At 69.5% G+C, this 18,618-nt stretch carries 13 protein-coding genes and 1 pseudogene; 10 read left to right on the top strand and 4 right to left on the bottom strand.

The window, feature by feature from the left end; all coding sequences use genetic code 11:
• Positions 1–4: 4 nt before the first annotated feature.
• Positions 5–541, bottom strand: a complete 537-nt coding sequence (locus ACSQ14_RS14900; protein ID WP_436014099.1) for a hypothetical protein — start codon at positions 539–541, stop codon at positions 5–7.
• A gap of 425 nt (positions 542–966) precedes the next feature.
• On the opposite strand from ACSQ14_RS14900, the gene ACSQ14_RS14895 reads away from it, so the two are divergent.
• Both ACSQ14_RS14895 and ACSQ14_RS14890 read left to right on the top strand, forming a co-directional pair.
• Positions 967–3,945: a TonB-dependent receptor domain-containing protein gene (locus ACSQ14_RS14895; protein ID WP_436014097.1), complete on the top strand. Its 2,979-nt coding sequence runs from the start codon at positions 967–969 to the stop codon at positions 3,943–3,945.
• A 143-nt stretch (positions 3,946–4,088) separates the two neighbouring features.
• Positions 4,089–7,088, top strand: a complete 3,000-nt coding sequence (locus ACSQ14_RS14890; RefSeq protein WP_436014094.1) for a TonB-dependent receptor domain-containing protein — start codon at positions 4,089–4,091, stop codon at positions 7,086–7,088.
• Positions 7,089–7,282: 194 nt separating this feature from the next.
• On the opposite strand, the gene ACSQ14_RS14885 is transcribed toward ACSQ14_RS14890, so the two are convergent.
• Positions 7,283–10,279, bottom strand: coding sequence for an autotransporter outer membrane beta-barrel domain-containing protein (locus tag ACSQ14_RS14885; RefSeq protein WP_436014092.1), 2,997 nt, complete (start codon positions 10,277–10,279; stop codon positions 7,283–7,285).
• 117 nt (positions 10,280–10,396) lie between these two features.
• Here ACSQ14_RS14885 and ACSQ14_RS14880 point away from each other — a divergent pair, with 117 nt between their 5' ends.
• The 3 genes and pseudogenes from ACSQ14_RS14880 to ACSQ14_RS14870 all read left to right on the top strand — a co-directional run bounded on the left by ACSQ14_RS14880 (position 10,397) and on the right by ACSQ14_RS14870 (position 12,004).
• Positions 10,397–10,723: a helix-turn-helix domain-containing protein gene (locus ACSQ14_RS14880; protein ID WP_436014090.1), complete on the top strand. Its 327-nt coding sequence runs from the start codon at positions 10,397–10,399 to the stop codon at positions 10,721–10,723.
• Between the two features lie 549 nt (positions 10,724–11,272).
• Positions 11,273–11,548 (top strand): annotated as a pseudogene (locus tag ACSQ14_RS14875) (hypothetical protein); the annotation flags it as partial.
• A gap of 102 nt (positions 11,549–11,650) precedes the next feature.
• Complete coding sequence (locus ACSQ14_RS14870; RefSeq protein WP_436014088.1) at positions 11,651–12,004, top strand: hypothetical protein; 354 nt, start codon at positions 11,651–11,653, stop codon at positions 12,002–12,004.
• On the opposite strand, the gene ACSQ14_RS14865 is transcribed toward ACSQ14_RS14870, so the two are convergent.
• A complete protein-coding gene (locus ACSQ14_RS14865; protein WP_436014086.1) occupies positions 12,001–12,486 on the bottom strand; it encodes a GbsR/MarR family transcriptional regulator in 486 nt (161 codons plus the stop codon). The genes ACSQ14_RS14870 and ACSQ14_RS14865 overlap by 4 nt on opposite strands.
• Positions 12,487–12,577: 91 nt before the next feature.
• Here ACSQ14_RS14865 and ACSQ14_RS14860 point away from each other — a divergent pair, with 91 nt between their 5' ends.
• The 4 genes from ACSQ14_RS14860 to ACSQ14_RS14845 are packed head-to-tail and all read left to right on the top strand — an operon-like array spanning position 12,578 to position 15,956.
• Positions 12,578–13,381, top strand: coding sequence for an SDR family NAD(P)-dependent oxidoreductase (locus tag ACSQ14_RS14860; RefSeq protein WP_436014084.1), 804 nt, complete (start codon positions 12,578–12,580; stop codon positions 13,379–13,381).
• A 1-nt stretch (position 13,382) separates the two neighbouring features.
• Complete coding sequence (locus ACSQ14_RS14855) at positions 13,383–13,886, top strand: nuclear transport factor 2 family protein (protein WP_436014082.1); 504 nt, start codon at positions 13,383–13,385, stop codon at positions 13,884–13,886.
• Positions 13,887–13,888: 2 nt separating this feature from the next.
• Positions 13,889–14,896: an LLM class flavin-dependent oxidoreductase gene (locus tag ACSQ14_RS14850; RefSeq protein WP_436014080.1), complete on the top strand. Its 1,008-nt coding sequence runs from the start codon at positions 13,889–13,891 to the stop codon at positions 14,894–14,896.
• A gap of 28 nt (positions 14,897–14,924) precedes the next feature.
• Positions 14,925–15,956, top strand: a complete 1,032-nt coding sequence (locus tag ACSQ14_RS14845) for a zinc-binding dehydrogenase (protein WP_436014078.1) — start codon at positions 14,925–14,927, stop codon at positions 15,954–15,956.
• Between the two features lie 35 nt (positions 15,957–15,991).
• Here the strand turns inward: ACSQ14_RS14845 and sppA are convergent, their stop codons facing one another.
• The gene (gene sppA, locus ACSQ14_RS14840; RefSeq protein ID WP_436014076.1) at positions 15,992–17,764 is read right to left on the bottom strand and encodes a signal peptide peptidase SppA; all 1,773 of its coding nucleotides are present in this window, start codon (positions 17,762–17,764) and stop codon (positions 15,992–15,994) included.
• A gap of 361 nt (positions 17,765–18,125) precedes the next feature.
• Between sppA and ACSQ14_RS14835 the strand changes: the two genes are divergently transcribed.
• Complete coding sequence (locus ACSQ14_RS14835; protein ID WP_436014074.1) at positions 18,126–18,593, top strand: SMI1/KNR4 family protein; 468 nt, start codon at positions 18,126–18,128, stop codon at positions 18,591–18,593.
• The last annotated feature ends 25 nt before the right edge of the window (positions 18,594–18,618 follow it).

Below are 18,618 nucleotides of genomic sequence, written 5' to 3'. Positions count from 1 at the left end.
ACTGCTACTCGTCGCGGTGGACGCGGACCGGCGACTTGCCGCCGATCATCATCATATAGCTGCCGAGCACCGCCTTCTTGATCACCGCCTGGGAGCCGGGCTTGGGGTCGCGGCTGAAGTCGCTGCTGTCGATTTGCCGCCAGAGCTGGCCGCCTTCGAGCCGAATCAGCCACTTGCCGTTCGGCATGCGCCGCGCGCTTTCGACCGCGAGCCGCACTTCGGAGACCTCTTCCGGCTTGCCGCCGCGGTCGAGCAGGCTGAGCGAGGGCAGGGTGAAGCCAAAGGCCTGGCGGCGCACCTCCTGGGCCTGTTCGCGATCGACGGCGACCACCTCGCCCGCGCCGAGGGCCTGGCCGAGCGCGTCGACGGCGGAATCGTAGCAGGCCAGCCGGGCCTGGCCGTCGGCGATCCTGCGGCAATCGATCGTCTTCTGAATCGCCTGCGGACTGGGCGGCGGCGCCCCCGCCGCCAGCGCCGGGCTTGCAAGCGTGCAAAGCAGGGTGACGGTCACGAAGTGACGCGCTGCTCGAAATGTCACCATGTCTCCGCCCCAGTTCGCCGTCGCCCGAGCATGCATGGCCGCGCCCCGGGCGGATACGCTTTTCTAGCGAGATCGCCGGGCCGCGCGCAATCGACGTTGCCGTCAACAGTCACAGAACGCGAAATCTGACCCGAGATGCGCGCGGATTGAGAGAACCTGTTCCTCGAGGTCCAGTCTTGTGTGGCGCCTTTTGAGGGTCGGTTAGCCATACCTGTGACCAGAAAGTGACAGAGGCGGCGCCGTGGTGAAAGCACAGCCTGTTCCGCGTTGACGCTTGTTTCGGCGGGAACGTAACAAATCCGTAACCAAGGTCGCGTGACCTAGGGAACCGACACTCGAGCTGAGGCTGGTCCGCCGGGAACCCCCCAGGACGGACCGCTGGAGGGGAATAGCAAGTGAACAACAAACATGTGCGGGAGCGCCTTTTGGCCTCTTCCATGATCGGCGGGCTCGGCCTCGCCCTGGCCGGCCTCGCCGGGACTCAGGCCGTCGCGCAGGAAGCCGCCCAACCCGGCGCTGGGGTTGAAGTGCAGGAGCTGGTGGTCACCGGCTCGCGCATTCCGCAGCCGAACATGACCAGCATCAGCCCGGTGCAGGTCGTGAACTCGCAGGACATCGCCATGGGCGGCCGCACCGCCACGGTCGACATCATCAACACCCTGCCGCAAGTCAGCATCAACTCGACCCAGGACATCGGGCCGACGTCCAACCCGCTCGCGGGTCCGGGCGGCGTGGCGACCGCCAACCTCCGCGGCCTTGGTCCGACGCGCACCCTGGTGCTGGTCGACGGGCGGCGCCTCGGCATCGGCGACCCCAACACCGGCAACACCAACCCGGCCCCGGACATCAACCAGATCCCGTCGCAGTTGATCGACCGGGTCGAAGTGCTGACCGGCGGCGCCTCGGCGGTCTACGGCTCGGACGCCATCGCCGGCGTCGTCAACTTCGTGATGAAGCGCAACTTCGAGGGCCTGCAGTTCGACGCCCAGTTCGGCGTCAACCAGCACGACCAGCACAACAAGCTGATGAAGGGCCTGCTGCGCGATGCGGGCGAAACCGTCCCGGGCTCGCGTTGGGACGGCAAGTCGATCGACTACAGCGTGATCTTCGGCGCCAACGCGCCGGACGGCCGCGGCAACATCACCGCCTTCGCCACCCTGCACCGCCAGGACCCGGTGAAATTCTCGGCCCGCGACTGGGCGTCCTGCCAGCTGAACGTCGACCCGGTGCCGCGGTGCGCGGGTTCGCCGAACTCCAACCTGTTCTCGCGCGCCGACGCCGGCCCGCTCCTGATCGGGGGTGAAGAGGTCGACGAAGGCTCCGTTCTCGGCAACCAGTTCATCCCGTGGGGCTCGGCCGACACCAACCCGCCGGACTTCTTCAACTCCAACCCGTACGAATACCTGCTGCAGAAGAACGAGCGCTGGACCGGCGGCTTCTTCGCCAACTACGAGATCAACGACAACTTCAAGCCGTACACCGACTTCTCGTACATGCACGACGAGACGAGCGTGGTGATCGCGCCGTCGGCCGCCTTCCTCGGCGACGGCGTGCAGTCCAGCGGCGGCTTCAACGTCAACTGCGCCAACCCGCTCCTGAGCGCCCAGCAGGCGACCGCGATCGGCTGCGGCCCGGGCGTTGAGCAAGTCGAGCTGCTGATCGGTCGGCGGAACGTCGAAGGCGGCGGTCGCCAGCAAGACTACGTGCACGACAACTATCGCGTCGTCGTCGGCACCAAGGGCGATCTCTACGGCCCGTTCAACTATGACCTGTACGCCTCGTATTATTACACGTCGCTGTACCAGGCGAGCACCAACTACCTCAGCAAGAGCCGCATCCAGAACGCGCTGCTGGTCAATCCGGACGGCACCTGTATCTCGGGCGGCAGCTGCGTGCCCTGGAACATCTTCTCCGACAACGGCGTCACCCCGGACCAGATCGAGTATCTGAACACCAGCGGCACCAACCGCGGCACCGTCGTCGAGCAGATCGTCGAAGGCACCATCACCGGCAACCTCGCCGACTACGGCGGCAAGACGCCGTGGGCGACCGACGGCGTCGGCCTGGCGTTCGGCTTCCAGGTTCGTCGCGACCACCTCGAGTTCGCGCCCGACCAGGCGCTGTTGAGCAACGATCTGGCCGGCGCCGGCGGCGCGTCGACGGCGATCGACGAGACCATCCGCTCGACCGAGTTCTATGCGGAAATCCAGGTGCCGATCATCCAGGACATCGACTGGGTGCGTGACCTGAGCCTGAACGCCGGCTACCGGCGCTCGGACTACTCCACCGACGTCAAGGCCGACACCTGGAAGATCGGCGCCGAATACGCGCCGACCGAGGACGTCCGCTTCCGCGGCGGCTTCAACCGCGCGATCCGTGCGCCGAGCATCCTCGAGCTGTTCACGCCGGTGGCGGTGACCAACACCAGCGTGGTGTCGGAGGACCCCTGCGCCCGTGACGCTGAAGACCCGGCGAGCCTGGCGCAGTGCCTGAACACCGGCATCACCCCGGCGCAGTACGGCAACATCACGCAGTGCCCGTCCGGGCAGTGCGCGGTGCTGAACGGCGGCAACCCGGCGCTCGCGCCGGAACGGGCCAACACCTACACGGTCGGCTTCCTGCTGACGCCGCGCGGTCTGCCCGGCTTCAGCGCGAGCGTCGACTTCTACGACATCACGGTGAAGGGCATCATCAACACCATCCCGCTCGGCGTGGTGCTGGAGAACTGCCTGCAAACCGGCGACGACCAGTTCTGCAGCCAAATCGTCCGCAACCCGGTCAACGGCATCCTGTTCGGCAGCGACGTCAGCCAGGGCGGCTATATCGTCGGCACCAACGCCAACGTTGGTAAGCAGAAGATCCGCGGCGTCGACTTCCAGGCGGCCTACCGGCTGGGCTTCGACACCTTCGATCACGACGAGTGGGGCAACCTGACCTTCTCGTTCAACGGCACCTGGCTCGACAAGAACGAGACCACGCCGTACCCGGGTGGTGAGACCTACGACTGCGCCGGCCTCTACGGCACCCAGTGCCAGACGCTGAGCCCGGACTGGCGTCACAATCTGCGCGTGACCTGGAACGCGCCGCGTGACGTGCAGCTGTCGGCGCAGTGGCGCTACATCGGCAAGGTCAAGCTCGAGACCCTGTCGGACCAGCCGATCATCGGCACCCGCACCGGCCTGACCGACTTCAACAGCCAGATCAGTGCGGAAAGCTACCTCGACCTGGCGGCCAACTGGAACGTCAACGAGAAGCTGGCGGTCCGCGCCGGCGTGAACAACGTGACCGACAACGATCCGCCGGTGGTGCGGGCGGCGATCTCGGGCACGGGCGCGCCGAACTCCTACCCGGCCTACGACTACCTGGGCCGTCACTTCTTCGCGGCCTTCACGGCCCGCTTCTAAACCCGGCAGCCCCGGAGAGCAGGGAAGGGCGGCGAGAGCAATCTCGCCGCCCTTTTCGCGTCGGCAGGTCGCGCTAAGAAATCCTCAAGCACATGGAAGGATTAATCCCCGCCGGCCGCGACCAGGCGGCGGAGGATATTGACGTGAACACCACGAGCCTGCGGGCGCGCCTTCTGGCGACTTCCGTGATCTGCGCCCTTGCGGCTCTGGCGGCGGCGCCCGCCGCCGCGCAGGACACGTCCGCCGGCGAGGTGGCCGAGCTCGTCGTGACCGGCACGCGGATCCCGCGGCCGAGCGTGGAGCTGCCGACCCCGGTCACGGTCCTGACCCTGAAGACCATCGAAGACGCCGGCCCGCTGAGCCTGGGCGACATCATCAGCCGGCTGCCGCAGACCGGCTACGCCGGCACGCTGCGGGCCAACTCCAACAACTTCGGCACCGGCGCGGGGATCAGCGCGATTGACCTGCGCGGCCTGGGAGTCTCGCGGACGCTGGTGCTGGTGAACGGCCAGCGGCACGTGGCCGGCGACCTGTCGACCAATGCGGTGGACGTCAACGCGATCCCGCCGGCGCTGGTCGAGCGGGTGGAGGTGACCACCGGCGGGGCCTCGGCGATCTACGGGTCGGACGCGGTCACCGGGGTGGTCAACATCATCCTGAAGGACGACTTCGAAGGGCTGGCGGCCGACGCCCAGCTCGGCGGCTACGACAACGGCTTCGGCGCCAAGTACAGCGCCTCGATCACCGGCGGCCGCAACTTCCTCGACGACAAGCTGAACGTCGCGGTGACCGGCTTCTGGCGCAAGGAAGCCGGCATCGACGTGCGCAACGTGCCGGGGGCCAACAACTACGGCCTGATCGTCAATCCGGCCGACCTGGCGCCCGGCCAGTTCGACCCGAGCTTCCGCTTCTCTGGCGCGCCGACCCCCAACAACGGCATTCCCGACCGGCTCTATGTGCCGAACGTCGGCAGCGAGCTGACCACCCGCAACGGCGTGCTGATCAATGCGGTGAACGGTGCGGCGGTGGTGTTCGACGCCGCCGGCAACCCGGTCCCGACCCCGCGGCGCAGCGGCTACAACAGCTTCGGCTTCGGCCAGCTGCCGGCCGACTGCGCGGTCTGCTTCTTCCCGGAAGACAACAAGCAGCTCGCCTCGCCGATCGAGACCAAGGGCGCGGCGCTGAACGCCAAGTACGACCTCAGCCCGCGCCTGCGCGGCTTCGTCGACGCAAAGTTCGTGCAGAACGACGTACAGAACGACATCCAGCCGTCGATCTCGGCGGGCGAGTACCTGCTGCGGCCGGACAACGCCTTCCTGACGCCGGCGATCGCCGCAGCCCTGGGGCAGGTTCCCGGGCCGCCGCTGTTCGTGTTCTCGCGCTTCCTCAACGACGGTCGCCAGCAGGACATCCGTCGCCGGACCTACCGGATCGTCGCCGGCCTGAGCGGCGACCTCGACGCCGGCTTCGCCGACGTGAAGTGGGATGGGGCGATCAACTACGGCGAGACCGACACCCGCTTCGTGAATCACAACCTGCGGATCCTGGAGAACTTCGCCGCGGCGCTGGATTCGGTGATCGACCCGCGCACCGGCCAGCCGGCCTGCCGCATCAATGTGCCGTCGGCGCCGCAGACCGGCCTCGGCGCGGGCGCGCAAAGCCCGCAGTTCTGCGTGCCCTACAATCCGTTCGGCCAGCGCAACGGCGGCGAGGTGATGGCCTATTCGTTCGGGACCTTCGCCACCAAGGACAAGCTGACCCAGCAGGTCGCCAACCTGAACGGCGTGTTCGACACCGGCCGGTTCCTGAACCTGCCGGGCGGACCGGTGGCGGTCGCGGTCGGCGCCGAGTACCGCATGGAGCGGACCCGCGAGCGCAACGATCCGCTGGTCCTGGCCGGCGGAACGGAGAACTTCGCCTCGGATTCCGCGGGCGGCTACAACGTCACCGAAGGCTATCTCGAGCTGAACGCCCCGATCTTCCGCGATGCGGGGCCGGGGCTCGACGAACTCTCCGTCAACGCCGCCTATCGCGGCGCGCACTACAGCAGCGTTGGCGACGTCTCGACCTATAAGGTCGGCGGGGTCTACGGCCCGGCGTCCTGGCTGAAGCTGCGCGGGACCTGGTCGCGCGCGATCCGCGCGCCGAACATCTCGGAGGCCTTCCTGCCGACCTCGTCGGCGGCCTTCGTGATCGCCGACCCCTGCAGCGTCGAGAACATCGGCGCCAACGCCAACTACGCCGCCAACTGCGCGGCGGCGGGGCTGCCGCCGGGCTTCGTCGCGACCTCGAACCTGTCGATTCCGGGCACGCTGTCGGGCAACCGCGACCTCGATCCGGAGACCTCGAAGAGCTACACGGTGGGCTTCGTGCTGCAGCCGTCGGTGGTCGCCAACCTGGCGATTTCGCTCGACTATTATTCGATCCGCATCAAGGACGCGATCACCCTGGTCGAGGCCCAGGACATCGTCGACAACTGCTACGGCTCGAGCGCCGGGCTGGATCCGCAATACTGCGGCCTGTTCACCCGCGACCCGGCGCGGCGCAACAACATCAGCTCGGTCCACACGACCTATGTGAACGCCTCGAAGCTGTTCACCGACGGCTTCGAGCTGCAGGTGAACTATGCGGCCGACGTCGCTCCGCTGACGCAGCAGTGGCGCTACACGCGCGGGCTCGACGGGCGCGTCGCCTTCAGCCTGACGGCCGACTACGTGGTCTCTCTGCGGAACTACCCGTTCCAGCAGAACCCGAGCCAGGTGAACGTGCTGGAAGGCACCGCCAACAGCGTGTTCGGCAACAATCCGCAGCTGAAGGGCATCGCCGAGCTGGACTACAGCCAGGGCCCGCTGAGCCTCGGCTGGACGACGCGCTATATCGGCAAGCAGGCGCTGTTCGACCGCGATCCGTCGGCGGTCCAGGGCTCGGAGGCGCTGAGCATCCCCTACACCGAGCCGGTGTTCTACCACGACCTGGCGGTGACCTACCGGATCGAACGCAGCGGCGGCGACAGGGCGGAACTGTTCGCCGGGGCCCAGAACCTGTTCGACGAGCAGGTCCCGTTCACCGTCGTCGGCACCCGCCAGGGGCTGGCGTACGACCTGGGCCGGTTCCTGTTCGTGGGGGCCCGCTATCGCCGCTAGGCCCTAAGCGAGCGGCGGCGGCTAAGGCCGCCGCTAGGGCCCTGACCAAAACGGGCGGCGGCTAAGGCCGCCGCCCGGGCCGGCTGCGACGGGGGAGTGGGAACATCGCGGGGCTTGTAACCGGCTCGGGCGGCGGGTGCTGTGTCAGCGATTCAAAGTCTAATTAAAACTATATATCCGTCAAGACGGAAGTCCTAGAACTGCGTCCGGATCAGCGCGCGCACGTCGTACTCCTGGTAGTCGCCTTCGAAGGCGCCGCCGCCGTCGAGCGTGAACAGCAGGCTGCGCGAGGCGACCCGCAGGCCGAGCCGCGCGGTGACGGCATGGTCGAAGGGCTGTTCGGGATCGAGGGTGAAGGCCTCGCCGTCGGCGAAGCGCGCGGTGGTCCGGCCGGGATCGCCGGCCAGCCGCTCGCGCCAGCCGAGCTTGAGCTCGGGCGACCAGATCGTCTGGTCGCCGAAGTTCACGCCCAGCGCCAGCGCCGCCTCGCCGGTCAAGAGGTCGCCCTTGCGGTCCTCCACCTCGAGGTCGAATCCGGCCCCGCCGCCGCTCTCGCGATAGCCCTGCTCGCTGAGCCGCACATAGTCGATCGACACCCCGGGACGGGCGTAGAAGCGGCCGAGCTCGACGGCGTAAGAGGCGCCGGCGTGGGCGTCGACGGTCCAGCCGTTCCAGTCGGCGTCGGCCTCCATCGAGAGGTTGTCGGCGGCGAGACGCCGTTCGCCGTCGAACCACACGTAGCCGAGCCCGGCGCGGGCGTGGGCCTGCAGGCCGCCGCTGTTTATCCGCCAGTATAGGCCGCCGCTGACCAGGCTCATCGCGACCTGCTCGCCGGCGGCCGCGCCGCGATCCTTGTACTCGCCGGTGATCAGGCTGGTGGTGACGCCGAGCGCGTGATGGTCGCCCATAGTCTCGGCGCCGGCGGCGAGGCCGAAGCCGTGGGCGTCGTAGCCCTGCGCCTGGTCGCGGTCGCGGCGCAGCCCAAAGGCGATCTCCTGGGCCCAGAGGCCGGTGGCGGCGTCGCCGATGCGCATCGGCGTGGCGGTGGCCGCGGAGATGGCGGTGGAGATCGCCGCAGTCGACATCAGCGCGCCGCCGGAGTGGTCCGGCAGCATCTGGTCGTAGAGGGCGAGGAAGCCGTCGCGGCTCGTCTGGGACAGGAAGGCGTTCTCGATCCCGGCGTTGCGGTCGAGGACGTCGAACACCGCGGAATAGGCCTGGGCGCTGGAGCGGTTCAGGCCGATCTCGGCGGCGGTCTTCGGCCGCAGATCGAGGAACAGAGATCCGGCCTGGGCCTCGGTCCGCAAGGACGCCTGATAGAGGTAGGGCGCGCCGCTCAAGGCGGCGGAGGCCTGGCCGGCCTGCAGGCTCTGGGCGTGCAGCAGTTCGTAGGACTGCGAGCCGCGCAACAGCGAGGTCAGCGACACGTCGATCTTGGCGCCGTCCGCCAGGGTCGCGCCGCCGGCCACCTCGAAGCGCGTGAAGGCGTTCGCCGCCGGGTCGATGGTGACGCCGAGCACGCCCTGGGCGCCGAGGTTGAAGCTGGTGAGGCGGACGGTCTCGACGTTGGCGACGGTCAGGCGGCCGTTGCGGATGTCGAGACCGAGGCGGCCGTCGCTGTCGCTCAGCCGGGCAGCCGCCTGGGCCGCGCCGTCGATGGTCAGCGTGTCGGCGCCGGCGCCGAACTCCAAAGCGCCGGTGAACTTGCCGGCCAGCAACTCCAGCCGGTCGTCGCCGGCGCCGAACAGCACGTCGCCGGTGATCTCCGGAGCGTCGGCAGCGGCGACCTTGGCCTGGCGGACCAATGCGCCCGAGGTGTTGGCCGACAGGTCGATGGCGATCGCGCGGCCGGTGGTCGTCTGGCCGGTGGTCCCGACGATGGTGGTGCGGATCACGCCGGAGTTGTTGATCTCGTCCAGCGTGCCCGAGCGGTCGACGATGGCGCGGGCGTCGTGCTGGCCGCCGTTCTGGGTCGCGCTGACCGTGCCGGAGTTGCGCAGGCTCGAAACCACGCCGGTCGGGTTGACCAGCAGGGCGGTGGACTGCGCACCGTAGCTGACCGCGTCGATCGTCCCGCCGAGGTTGTTGATCCCGCCGGCGACGGTGGTCACGCCGCCGCCTTCCTGGCCGATGCGCAGCGCGGTGGCGGCGACGCCGTCGTTCAGGCCGCGGCCGAGCACCTGGCCCTTGTTGACCAGGCCGAACGCCAGGTCGCCGGTTCCGACGACGCCGAAGCTGGTCGCCTGGGCGCCGCCGAGGTCGAGCGCCGGCGCTGAACCGTAGCTGGTGAGGATGGCGGTGGCCTCCGACGCGTCGGCGACGCCGTCGTCGTCCTCGTCGGCGTCATTGGCGTCGCTGTCGGCCGGCGGCCGGTCGAGCAGCACCCCCTTGGCGACGGAGCCGGTGAGGCGGACCGCCCCGCCGCCCTGCTTCAGGTCCTCGGCGTCGAGCTTGGCGCGGGCGGCGTCGGCCAGCCGCTCGGTGTAGCGGTAGCCGGTGGCGGTGACCGTGCCTTGCAGCACCACCGCGCCGCCGACATCGCCGAAATGCACGCCGACCGCGCCCTCGCCCTGGGCGGTGATCGCGCCGCTCAGCCGCGCGTCGCCGGTGATCGCGGCGGCGGCGAAGCCCTTGGTCCGGTCGCCGACCACCGAGACGGCGCCGGTGTTGACCAGCGCGCCTTGCAGCGTGGTCTCCAGCGAGATGCCGGCGGAATCATTGCCCTTCACCGTGATCGTGCCCTCGTTGCGGACGTCGCCGGTGAAGGCGCCGGCGCCGGTGGCGCGGATGCCGTAGCGGTTGGAGCCCTGGGCGAAGACGCCGTCGAGTTCGCCGTCGTTGTCGCTGTCGGCAGCCGTGTAGGTTTCGCTGACGCTGATCGTGCCGGAGTTGGTCAGGCCGCCGCCGGCGCCGCCGACCAGCAGCACGCCGGTGGCGTCGTTGACGCCCTCGAAGCTGATCGCGCCCTTGTTCGCGACCGCCTTGTCCGCCGCGTCCATGGTCACCGCCGCGCCGGCCGCGGTCGGCTTGATCGAGCCGGAGGTGCTGATCGTCACGGCGTCCGGCTGGCCGCTGGCGGCGGTGGCGGTGCGGACCGGCGTCGTCACCGCGGTGGAGATGGTCGTCTCGGCGTGGGCCAAGACAGGGCAGGTCAGCGGCGCCAGGGCCGCTGACAGGAACAGGCGCTTCATTGCTTTCCCCCTCGGAGGCGCCATGTTACCAAAGCGCTCCGGCGTCGAATTGATGCTTGTTCAGTAATTACTGTAGTTGAGCCAGCGCTGACAAGTCGGCGCGTGAGGGAGCGGTCCATGTCGCGAGCAGCGCCCGATCCGGCGAAGGCGGCCCAGACCAAGGCCCTGCGGGCCCAGGCCGGGCGCTGGCTGAAGGCCGCGCGCGAGGCGGCGGGGCTGACCCAGGCGCAGTTGGCCGAGCAGGTGGGGCTTCGCTACTATACCTTCGTCTCGCAGGTGGAGAGCGGCGTCGGCCGCCTGCCGATCGAGACCCAGGAGGCCTGGGCCCTGGCGCTCGGGCTGGAGCCGCGCGAGTTCGCCAAGACGCTGCTGGAATATTACGAGCCGGAGCTCTACCGGCTGCTCTTCGGGGCTGAGCCCGTGAAGAGCCGGGCGGCCGGCTAGCGATCAGACGGGGACTTTGGGGCGTGGGCGAACTTCTTCCTTTCCTCCGCCGCGGCCGCGACAGCGGCCAATGGACGCCGGCCGAGCGCGCGCGGCTGGAGGCCATGGCCGGCCAGTACGGCGACGGCGACGGGCTTGAGCTGGTCTACGGCACCAGCGACGCGGGCGACCCCTGGTGCGCGGTCAAGGACCAGGACGACGAGGTGCTGGTGCACGTGGCGCGCATCGGCGAGCGCTTCGTGGCGCACTTCCCGCTGGAGGATGCGCTGGCGGAGGGTGGCGACCTCTACTCGACCCTGCGCGAATGGCTGCGGAACCACGAGGACGGCGTCGTGGTGGCGTTTGGCCCGGGCGGCCGCGAGGGCCAGGCGCTGATCGCCCTGCTGTTCGCGGCCGGGGTCATGGATCAGGAGCTGACCGCGGCGGCGCCGGCGCTCGCCGCGGCGGCCGCGCAAGTGGTGGCGGGGCTGGAGCTCGCGCCCGCGGCGCCGCTGCCCGAACCGCTGGCCGACGCCGCGCCGGCGGCCAGCGCCAGCGGCCGAGGCGTCGCTGGAGCCGGCGCCGCAAGCCGCGCCCGCCAGGCCAGCGGCGCCGGTCGAGCCCGCGCCGGAGCTGGTCGCGCCCGCTCCGGTTCACGACCACGCCAGCACGGCGCAGGCGGAGGCGCCCCCGCCGCCGCCGGTCGAGCCCCTTGCCCTCGAGGTCGCCGCGGCCGGACGGGCGAACCAAGTCCTGGAGATCCGCGGGACCGACGGTCACGATTTCCTGGTCGGCGGGGCCGGGGCCGAACGGCTGCTCGGCGGCGCCGGCAACGACACCCTGGTCGGCGGCGGCGGGCGCGACACGCTGGACGGCGGGTCGGGCGACGACGAGATCCACCTGGCGCCTGAGGCGCTGGCGATCGGCGGGGCGGGGGCCGACACCTTCGTGGTGCACGGGCCGCCGGTTCCCGGGCGGCCGGACACCCTGCTCGGCGTGGTGGTGGACTTCCATCGCGAGGAGGGCGACCGGCTGGTGACCTTCGACGGTCGACCGGTCGCGCCGCCGCCGGGCGAGCATCCCGGCGAACATCCTGGCGCGGCCGACACCGGCGAGGCGGCGGGACCTGCGGTGCGGACCTCAGGCGAGGATCAGCGGGTCGAGGTCGATTTCGACGACGACGGGGTATTCGACGGCTTTGTGCTGCTGCGCGCGCATCCGGAGCCGCCGTCGCATCTGGAAGGCGAGGGGCTGCTGACGCCGCCCGTCCCGCCGTCGCATGACTGGATCGGCGTAGGCTAGGCCGCCCCGGCGCGCTTTTGGGCGCGCAGCGCGTCGAGCGCGCGGATGGCGTCCTCCATGCTCTGCTTCATGGAGAAGTAGAACTCCGCCATTTCCTCCAGCCGGGTCGCGGCCTGGGCCTTGGCGACCGAGCCGGCGGAATCCTTCAGCAGACCGCCGATCGAGCCGAGCAGGGCGGTCTGCTCCAGCATCGGCGCGGCGTAGTTCTCCGTCGCGGCGTAGAGCAGCCGCTTGCTGCCGGGCTCGCCGTAGCGACGGACGTGGCCGCAGCGTTCCAGCACCTTGGCGGCGTTCCAGGCCCCGCCCTTGCTCAGTTCGAGATCCGCGCCGATCTTCTCGAGGCTGACCGGCGTCTGCTGCAGCAGCAAATAGCCATAGAGGCGCCCCGAACTCAGCGGCATGCCGCGGTAGGCGAGCAGGGCCGCGAAGTCGTCCATGAAGCGGCGTTCGGCATCGCTGAGGCGATCAGGAATATTCAGCATCTTGTGAATATTCCTGAAATATGGGACGCAATCAAGCTGAGTGACAGCGGCGCCCCGCCAGAGGGTCGCGCAAACGAGGTGGGAGGACCAGATGAGTTTCGCCGAACGCTACGGCCCGTGGGCGGTCATCGCCGGGGCCTCGGAAGGCACCGGTCGCGAGTTCGCCCGGCAGATCGCCGCCCAGGGCCTGAACTGCATCCTGATCGCCCGGCGGGAAGGGCCGCTGAAGGAGCTGGCCGAGCAGATCCGCGCCGAGAGCGGGGTCGAGTGCGTCACAGCCAGCGTCGATCTGGCCAAGCCGGACGCGGCCGAGCAGATCGCCGCCGTCGCCGGTGATCGCGAGGTCGGGCTCTACGTCAACAACGCCGGCGCCGACCCCAACGGCAAGCGGTTCCTCGACAACGATCTGCAGAACTGGGTCGATCTCGCGCAGCGCAACGTCATGACGACACTGAAGACCGCCTATCTGTTCGCCGGCCCGATGCGGGCGCGGGGCCGCGGCGGCGTGCTGCTGGTCAACTCCGGCGCCTGCTACGGCGGCAGCAGCTTCATGGCGACCTATTCCGCCAGCAAGGCCTTCGACCTCTGCTTCGCCGAGGGGCTCTGGGCGGAGCTCCGCAACCACGGCGTCGACGTGCTGAGCCTGGTGCTCGGGCAGACCGACACGCCGGCCTACCGCACCTTGCTGGCCGAGAAGGGCCTGCCGCTGCCGACCAACTGGGCCTCGCCGGTCGAGGTGGCGAAGGTCGGGCTGGCGCAACTGCCGCATGGGCCGGTCTACAACTGGGGCCAGACCAACGACGTCGCCGGCTATGCGCCGAACTCGCCGGACCAGCGGCGCGCCCGCGTGCTGATGATCGAGCAGCACAGCCGCAGCACCTTCGGGGATGACTGAGATGAGCGACGCCGACACCGTGAAGGCGCTGGCCGACCGCCAGGCGATCACCGACCAGATCTACCGCTACTGCCGGTCGATGGACCGGATCGATCACGAGCTCGGCTATTCGGTGTTTCATGAGAACGCCACGGTCGATTACGGCGAGGAGGTGTTCCAGGGCACCGGGCGGGGGTTCATCGACCACGTCTGCGCCCAGCACGCCGGGACGCTGATCCACCACCACGAAGTGACCAACATCCTGATCGAGCTCGACGGCGACCGGGCTGGCAGCGAGGCCTACGTCTTCTCCGACCTGCGGTTCCTGCACGGCGAGCAGCTGAAGCAGGTGACCACCTGGGGCCGCTACATCGACCAGTGGTCGCGCCGCGACGGACGCTGGGCGATCGACCGGCGGATCGCCGTCCGCGACTTCGCCGAGATCCGCGACGTTTCCGCCATGCCGCTGCCGGAGCGCGGCCGGCGCGACCGAAGCGATCCTTCCTACGCTGTCTTGAAAGGCTGACGATGAGCCAGATCCGCACCTCTGTGATGTTCGACATGCGTGCGCCCGCGTTCGGGACGCCGACGGCCGAGCTCTACGCCGCCGCCCTGGACATGGCCGCCTTCGCCGACGACGCCGGGGTCACCAGCATCAACCTGATGGAGCATCACGCCTCGGAGGACGGCTACCTGCCGCAGCCGTTCGTGATGGGCGGCGGGGTGGCGGCGCGCACCAAGCGCTGCCGCATCAGCCTGGGTGCGGTGATCCTGCCGCTGCACGACCCGGTGAAGATCGCCGAGCAGATCGCAGTGCTCGACCTGATGAGCAACGGCCGCCTGCAGGTAATCTTCGGCGCCGGCTATGTCGCCGAGGAGTTCGCGGCGTTCGGCGTCTCGCTGAAGGATCGCGGCCGGCTGTTGAACGAGGGCATCGACGTCATCCTGCGGGCGCTGCATGGCGAGCGCTTCCAGGCGCCGGACGGCCGGACGGTGTTCGTGCGGCCGCTGCCGGTGCAGAAGCCGGAAAGCATCCTGATCGTCGGCGGCGGGGTCGAGGCGTCGGCCAAGCGCGCGGCGAAGTTCGGGCTCGGCATCTCGCCGCTGCGCCCCGATCTGATCGACATCTACGATGCGGAATGCCGCAGCCTCGGCCGCGAGCCCGGAGCGAAGTTCAGCCCCGCGGGCTTGAGCAACGTCCACCTGACGCGGGATCCGGACGCGACCTGGGCTCAGGTGCTGCCGCACCTGAAGCACGTCATCACGGAATACGCCAAGTGGGCTGAGGCGGAGCCCAACTCCAACTCGCCGTTCCGCGGGCTGCTGACCAACGATGAGGCGCTGAAGCGCTGCGGCATGTTCAATGTCATGACGCCGGAGGAGCTGGTCGAACGCGCGCCGAGCGCGGTCAGCGAATTCGGCTCGATCAGCCTGATGCCGCTGCTGGGCGGCCTTGCGCCCAAGGCCGGCTGGGAGAGCCTGGAACTGCTGAAGACGGTGCTGCCGAAGCTGCAACGGCAGCCGGCCGCGGCCTGACGCCAACACCAAAACAGGGAGGCGCGCGATGAAGGCGGCCTATCTCGAGAACGGTCAGATCCACGTCGGCGACGCCGCCGACCCTGAGCCGAAGACCGGCCAGGTGCTGGTGCGCACCCATCGGTGCGCGCTCTGCGCCTCGGACGCCCACTTCTTCTGCTCCGGGCCGCACGTGGTGGAGATGTCGAAGAAGTTCGGCGGGCCCTACGCCAGCGTCGACCTCAGCCAGCCGATCATCATGGGCCACGAGTTCGTCGGCGAGATAGTCGACTACGGACCGGGCAGCCGCCGGCCGCTGAAGACCGGCACGCGGGTGACCTCGGTGCCGATCATGCGCCAGGGCGGCCAGACCGGCATCATCGGCTACGGCGCCGGCCTGCCGGGCGGGTTCGGCGAGTACATGCTGCTCGACGAGGACTTCCTGATGGAGATTCCGATCGAGCTCGACGACGACCAGGCGGCGCTGATCGAGCCGCTGGCGGTCGGGCTGGAGCACGCCCGGGCCGGCGCGCCGCAGCCGGGCGAGGTGCCGCTGGTGGTCGGCTGCGGGGCGATCGGGCTCGGCGTCATCGCCGGCCTGAAGTTGAAGGGGATCGGTCCGATCGTCGCGGCCGACTTCGACGCCGGCCGCCGCGAGCTGGCGCTGAAGATGGGGGCGGAGATCGCCATCGATCCGCGCGAGCGATCGCCCTACGAGCCGCTGCCGGAGATCGGCGGCCGCCGGGTGAACCTGGTCTACGAGAACGTCGGCAAGCCCGGCATGCTGAATCAGATCATCACCAGCCTGCCGTTCGGCGGGCGGATCGTGGTCGGCGGCTTCTGCCTGGAGCCGGAGGAGATCTACGTCGCCGCCGCCCAGTCGAAGCGGCTGCGGATCAACTTCGCCGCCGGCGAGGAGCCGCAGGACATGGAGCTGGCGATGCGCTCGATCGCCGACGGCCGAGTCGACGTGCGGCCGTGGCTGGGCGCTTGCATCGGCCTGGACGGCGTCGGCGACGCGCTGGTGAAGATGAACGACCCGGCGTCGGCGGTGCGCACGGTGGTGGATCCGCGGACCTAGAGAGTTCCTCCCCTGCTGCGCAGGGGAGGAGAGGACTAGTGCACCCGCTGCGGCGCCAGGACCATGGCGCCGCCTTCGCGCAGGCGGGCCTGGGCGGCCTGGTCGATCAGCGCTTCGGCCCGCGGGTCGCTGAACACCCAGGCCGCGGCCGCCAGGGTCCGGGCGGAGGCGGCTTCCAGCCCGAGCAGCTTCTGCAGCGCCTCGACCGAGGAGGTCGGCGGCGTCATGCGCTTGATGCGGGGTTCGCCGGTGATCCCGGCCAGGGCCTTGGCGCGGTCGATCGCGTCGTAGAAGCCGCCGAGCTGGTCGACGAGGCCGAGCTCGCGGGCCTGGGCGCCGGTCCAGACATGGCCGCGGGCGATCTCCTGCACCCGGGCGAGCGGCAGGTTGCGGCCCTCGGCCACCCGGGTGAGGAAGTTGGCGTAGATCTGGTCCATCCAGCCGGCGAAGGCGGCGCGCTCCTGCGGGGAGAATTCGCGGCCGGTGCCGAAGGCGCCGGCGTAGGAGCTGCCGACCCCGAGTTCGCGGATGTCGACGCCGTAGCGGGCCAGCGCCGGGCCGACCGCCAGCTTGCCGCCGAACACGCCGATCGAGCCGGTCAGGGTGGTCGGCTGGGCGACGATCGACGAGGCCTGCGAGGCCACCCAGTAGCCGCCCGAGGCGCCATAGGTCCCCATCGAGATCACCACCGGCTTGCCGGCCGCCTTGGCGGCGCGGATCGCCGCCAGGATCTGCTCGGAGGCGGTGTCGGAGCCGCCCGGCGAGCTTAGCCTAAGGACGATGGCTTTGACGTCCTTGGCCTTGATGGCGTCGTAGAAGGCCTCCGAGACGTCGTCCGAATAGATGTTGCCGCCGCCGGTGAACGGATTGCGCGCGCCTTCCTTGCCGGTGACGATCGGGCCTTCGGCCTCGATCACCGCGATCGTCGGCCCGGCGGCGACGGCGCGCCGCCGGCCCCGGCCGTAGTCGTCGATGTCGAGGGTTTCGGACCCGGCGCCGGCCTTGTGCAGGATCGCTTGCTCGGCCTCGCGCACCTGGCCGATGCGGTCGATCAGGCGCAGCTGCATCGCCCGCTCGGACAGATAGGGGCCGGCTTCGATGGTGCGGCGCAGATCCGCCGGGGCGAGCCGCCGGTCGGTCGCCGCCGCCGTCAGGTTGGAGGCGTAGACCGAGCCCATCCAGGAGAGCTGGGCCTGGCGGTGCGCCGGGGTGTAGTCGTCGTAGAGGTAGCCGTTGACCGCGTTCTTGAACTCGGCCCGCTGCTCGAAGTCGGCCTTCACGCCGAACTTGTCGAAGAAGCGCTTGAGGAACACGTCCTCGCTGGCCAGGCCGGTCACCTGGAACGACGAGGCCGGCTGCATCCAGAGTTCGTTCGCCGCCGCGCCCAGCATGTAGGTCGCGGTGACCATGCCGGACGGATAGAGGCCCTGGCTGTGGGCGATCACCGGCTTGCCGGCGGCGCGGAAGCGGTGGATCGCCTGGCGCAGCTCGTCGGCGGCGGCCGGGGCGATGCCGCCGTCAGGAAGGCGGATCAGCAGCCCCTTCACCCGGTCGTCGCTCTCGGCGCGGTGCAGGGTCTCGACGATCCCCATCACCGAGCGGGAACGCTGGCCGAAGCCGGCGAGGGGATTTTGCGGCGACTGGTCGGTCAGCGGATCGCGCAGGTCGAGCTCGAGCACGGCCTTGGCCGGCACCGGTTCCGGGCCGGCGGCGCTGGCGGCGATCGCCACCAGCACGACCGGCACGCCGACCAGGAAGAGGATCAGACCCGCGAAGACGCCCGCCGCGGTGATCAGGAACTGCTTCATCGTGGATCAGCCAAGCCTCGCGCATCCGCGCCGGTTCGCGGTCGTCGCACACATTGGCGATGGCGAAAAGGGATTGGCCGCCCGCGGAAATCTATTGAGGGGCGGCGGGGGAGGCCGGGCGCGGAGGCGGCTTCAGAATGATGCCGGAAAGGCGCGGCAGGCCTGCGCTTCGCCGACCTCGCCCGGCAGATTTCCGTTCGATGTTTGTTCTTGCTTGCGCGTTAAATCGTGCGAAGTTTCAAGCACTGGGTGCGGCGGCGGCCGTCCGCAGACCTAAAGATGCGAGGGGGTGCGTGATGGCGGAGATGCGAAGTGGGCCGCGGTCTATCCGTCTCATTCACAATCCTGCGGGGCGTCGCAAATGACGATCGAGGCGCTTATCAAGGTGCTTCCGCCGCCGGTTGAGCCATTTGAGGCTTTCAACGGTCCCTGGGAGCCGATTGAGGCTGAGTTGGGCGTGGTCCTGCCTGACGACTACAAGGCTTTCGCTCGCCTCTATGGGGTCGGGTATTTCATCGAGTTCCTCGGCGTCGACATCCCGAGGTCGCGAAATCCCAACAGGCGGCTCGAATACCAGGCTCGCGTCGTCTGCGAAGGCCTTGCCTCGCTCGAGTTTCTCGACGAGCCGCCCTATCCGTTCTGGCCGACCCCGGGCGGGCTGCTGCCGTTTGGGGGGACCGACAACGGCGACGACCTCTTCTGGCTCACCCGCGGAGCGCGCGGACTGGAAGGTCGTGGTCTTCGATCGCGGATTAGCCGAAGGCCTCAAGCGCATCCCGCTCGAAACTCCCCGGCGTGCTGGGCGGGGAGTTCGCGGGCTATTTTCTGAGGGGAGAAGTCACCCCGCCTTGGCG

It is taken from the genome of Phenylobacterium sp. LjRoot219, from assembly GCF_964252995.1.
Lineage (GTDB): Bacteria > Pseudomonadota > Alphaproteobacteria > Caulobacterales > Caulobacteraceae > Phenylobacterium.
This window is presented reverse-complemented; position numbering and strand designations above follow the sequence as displayed.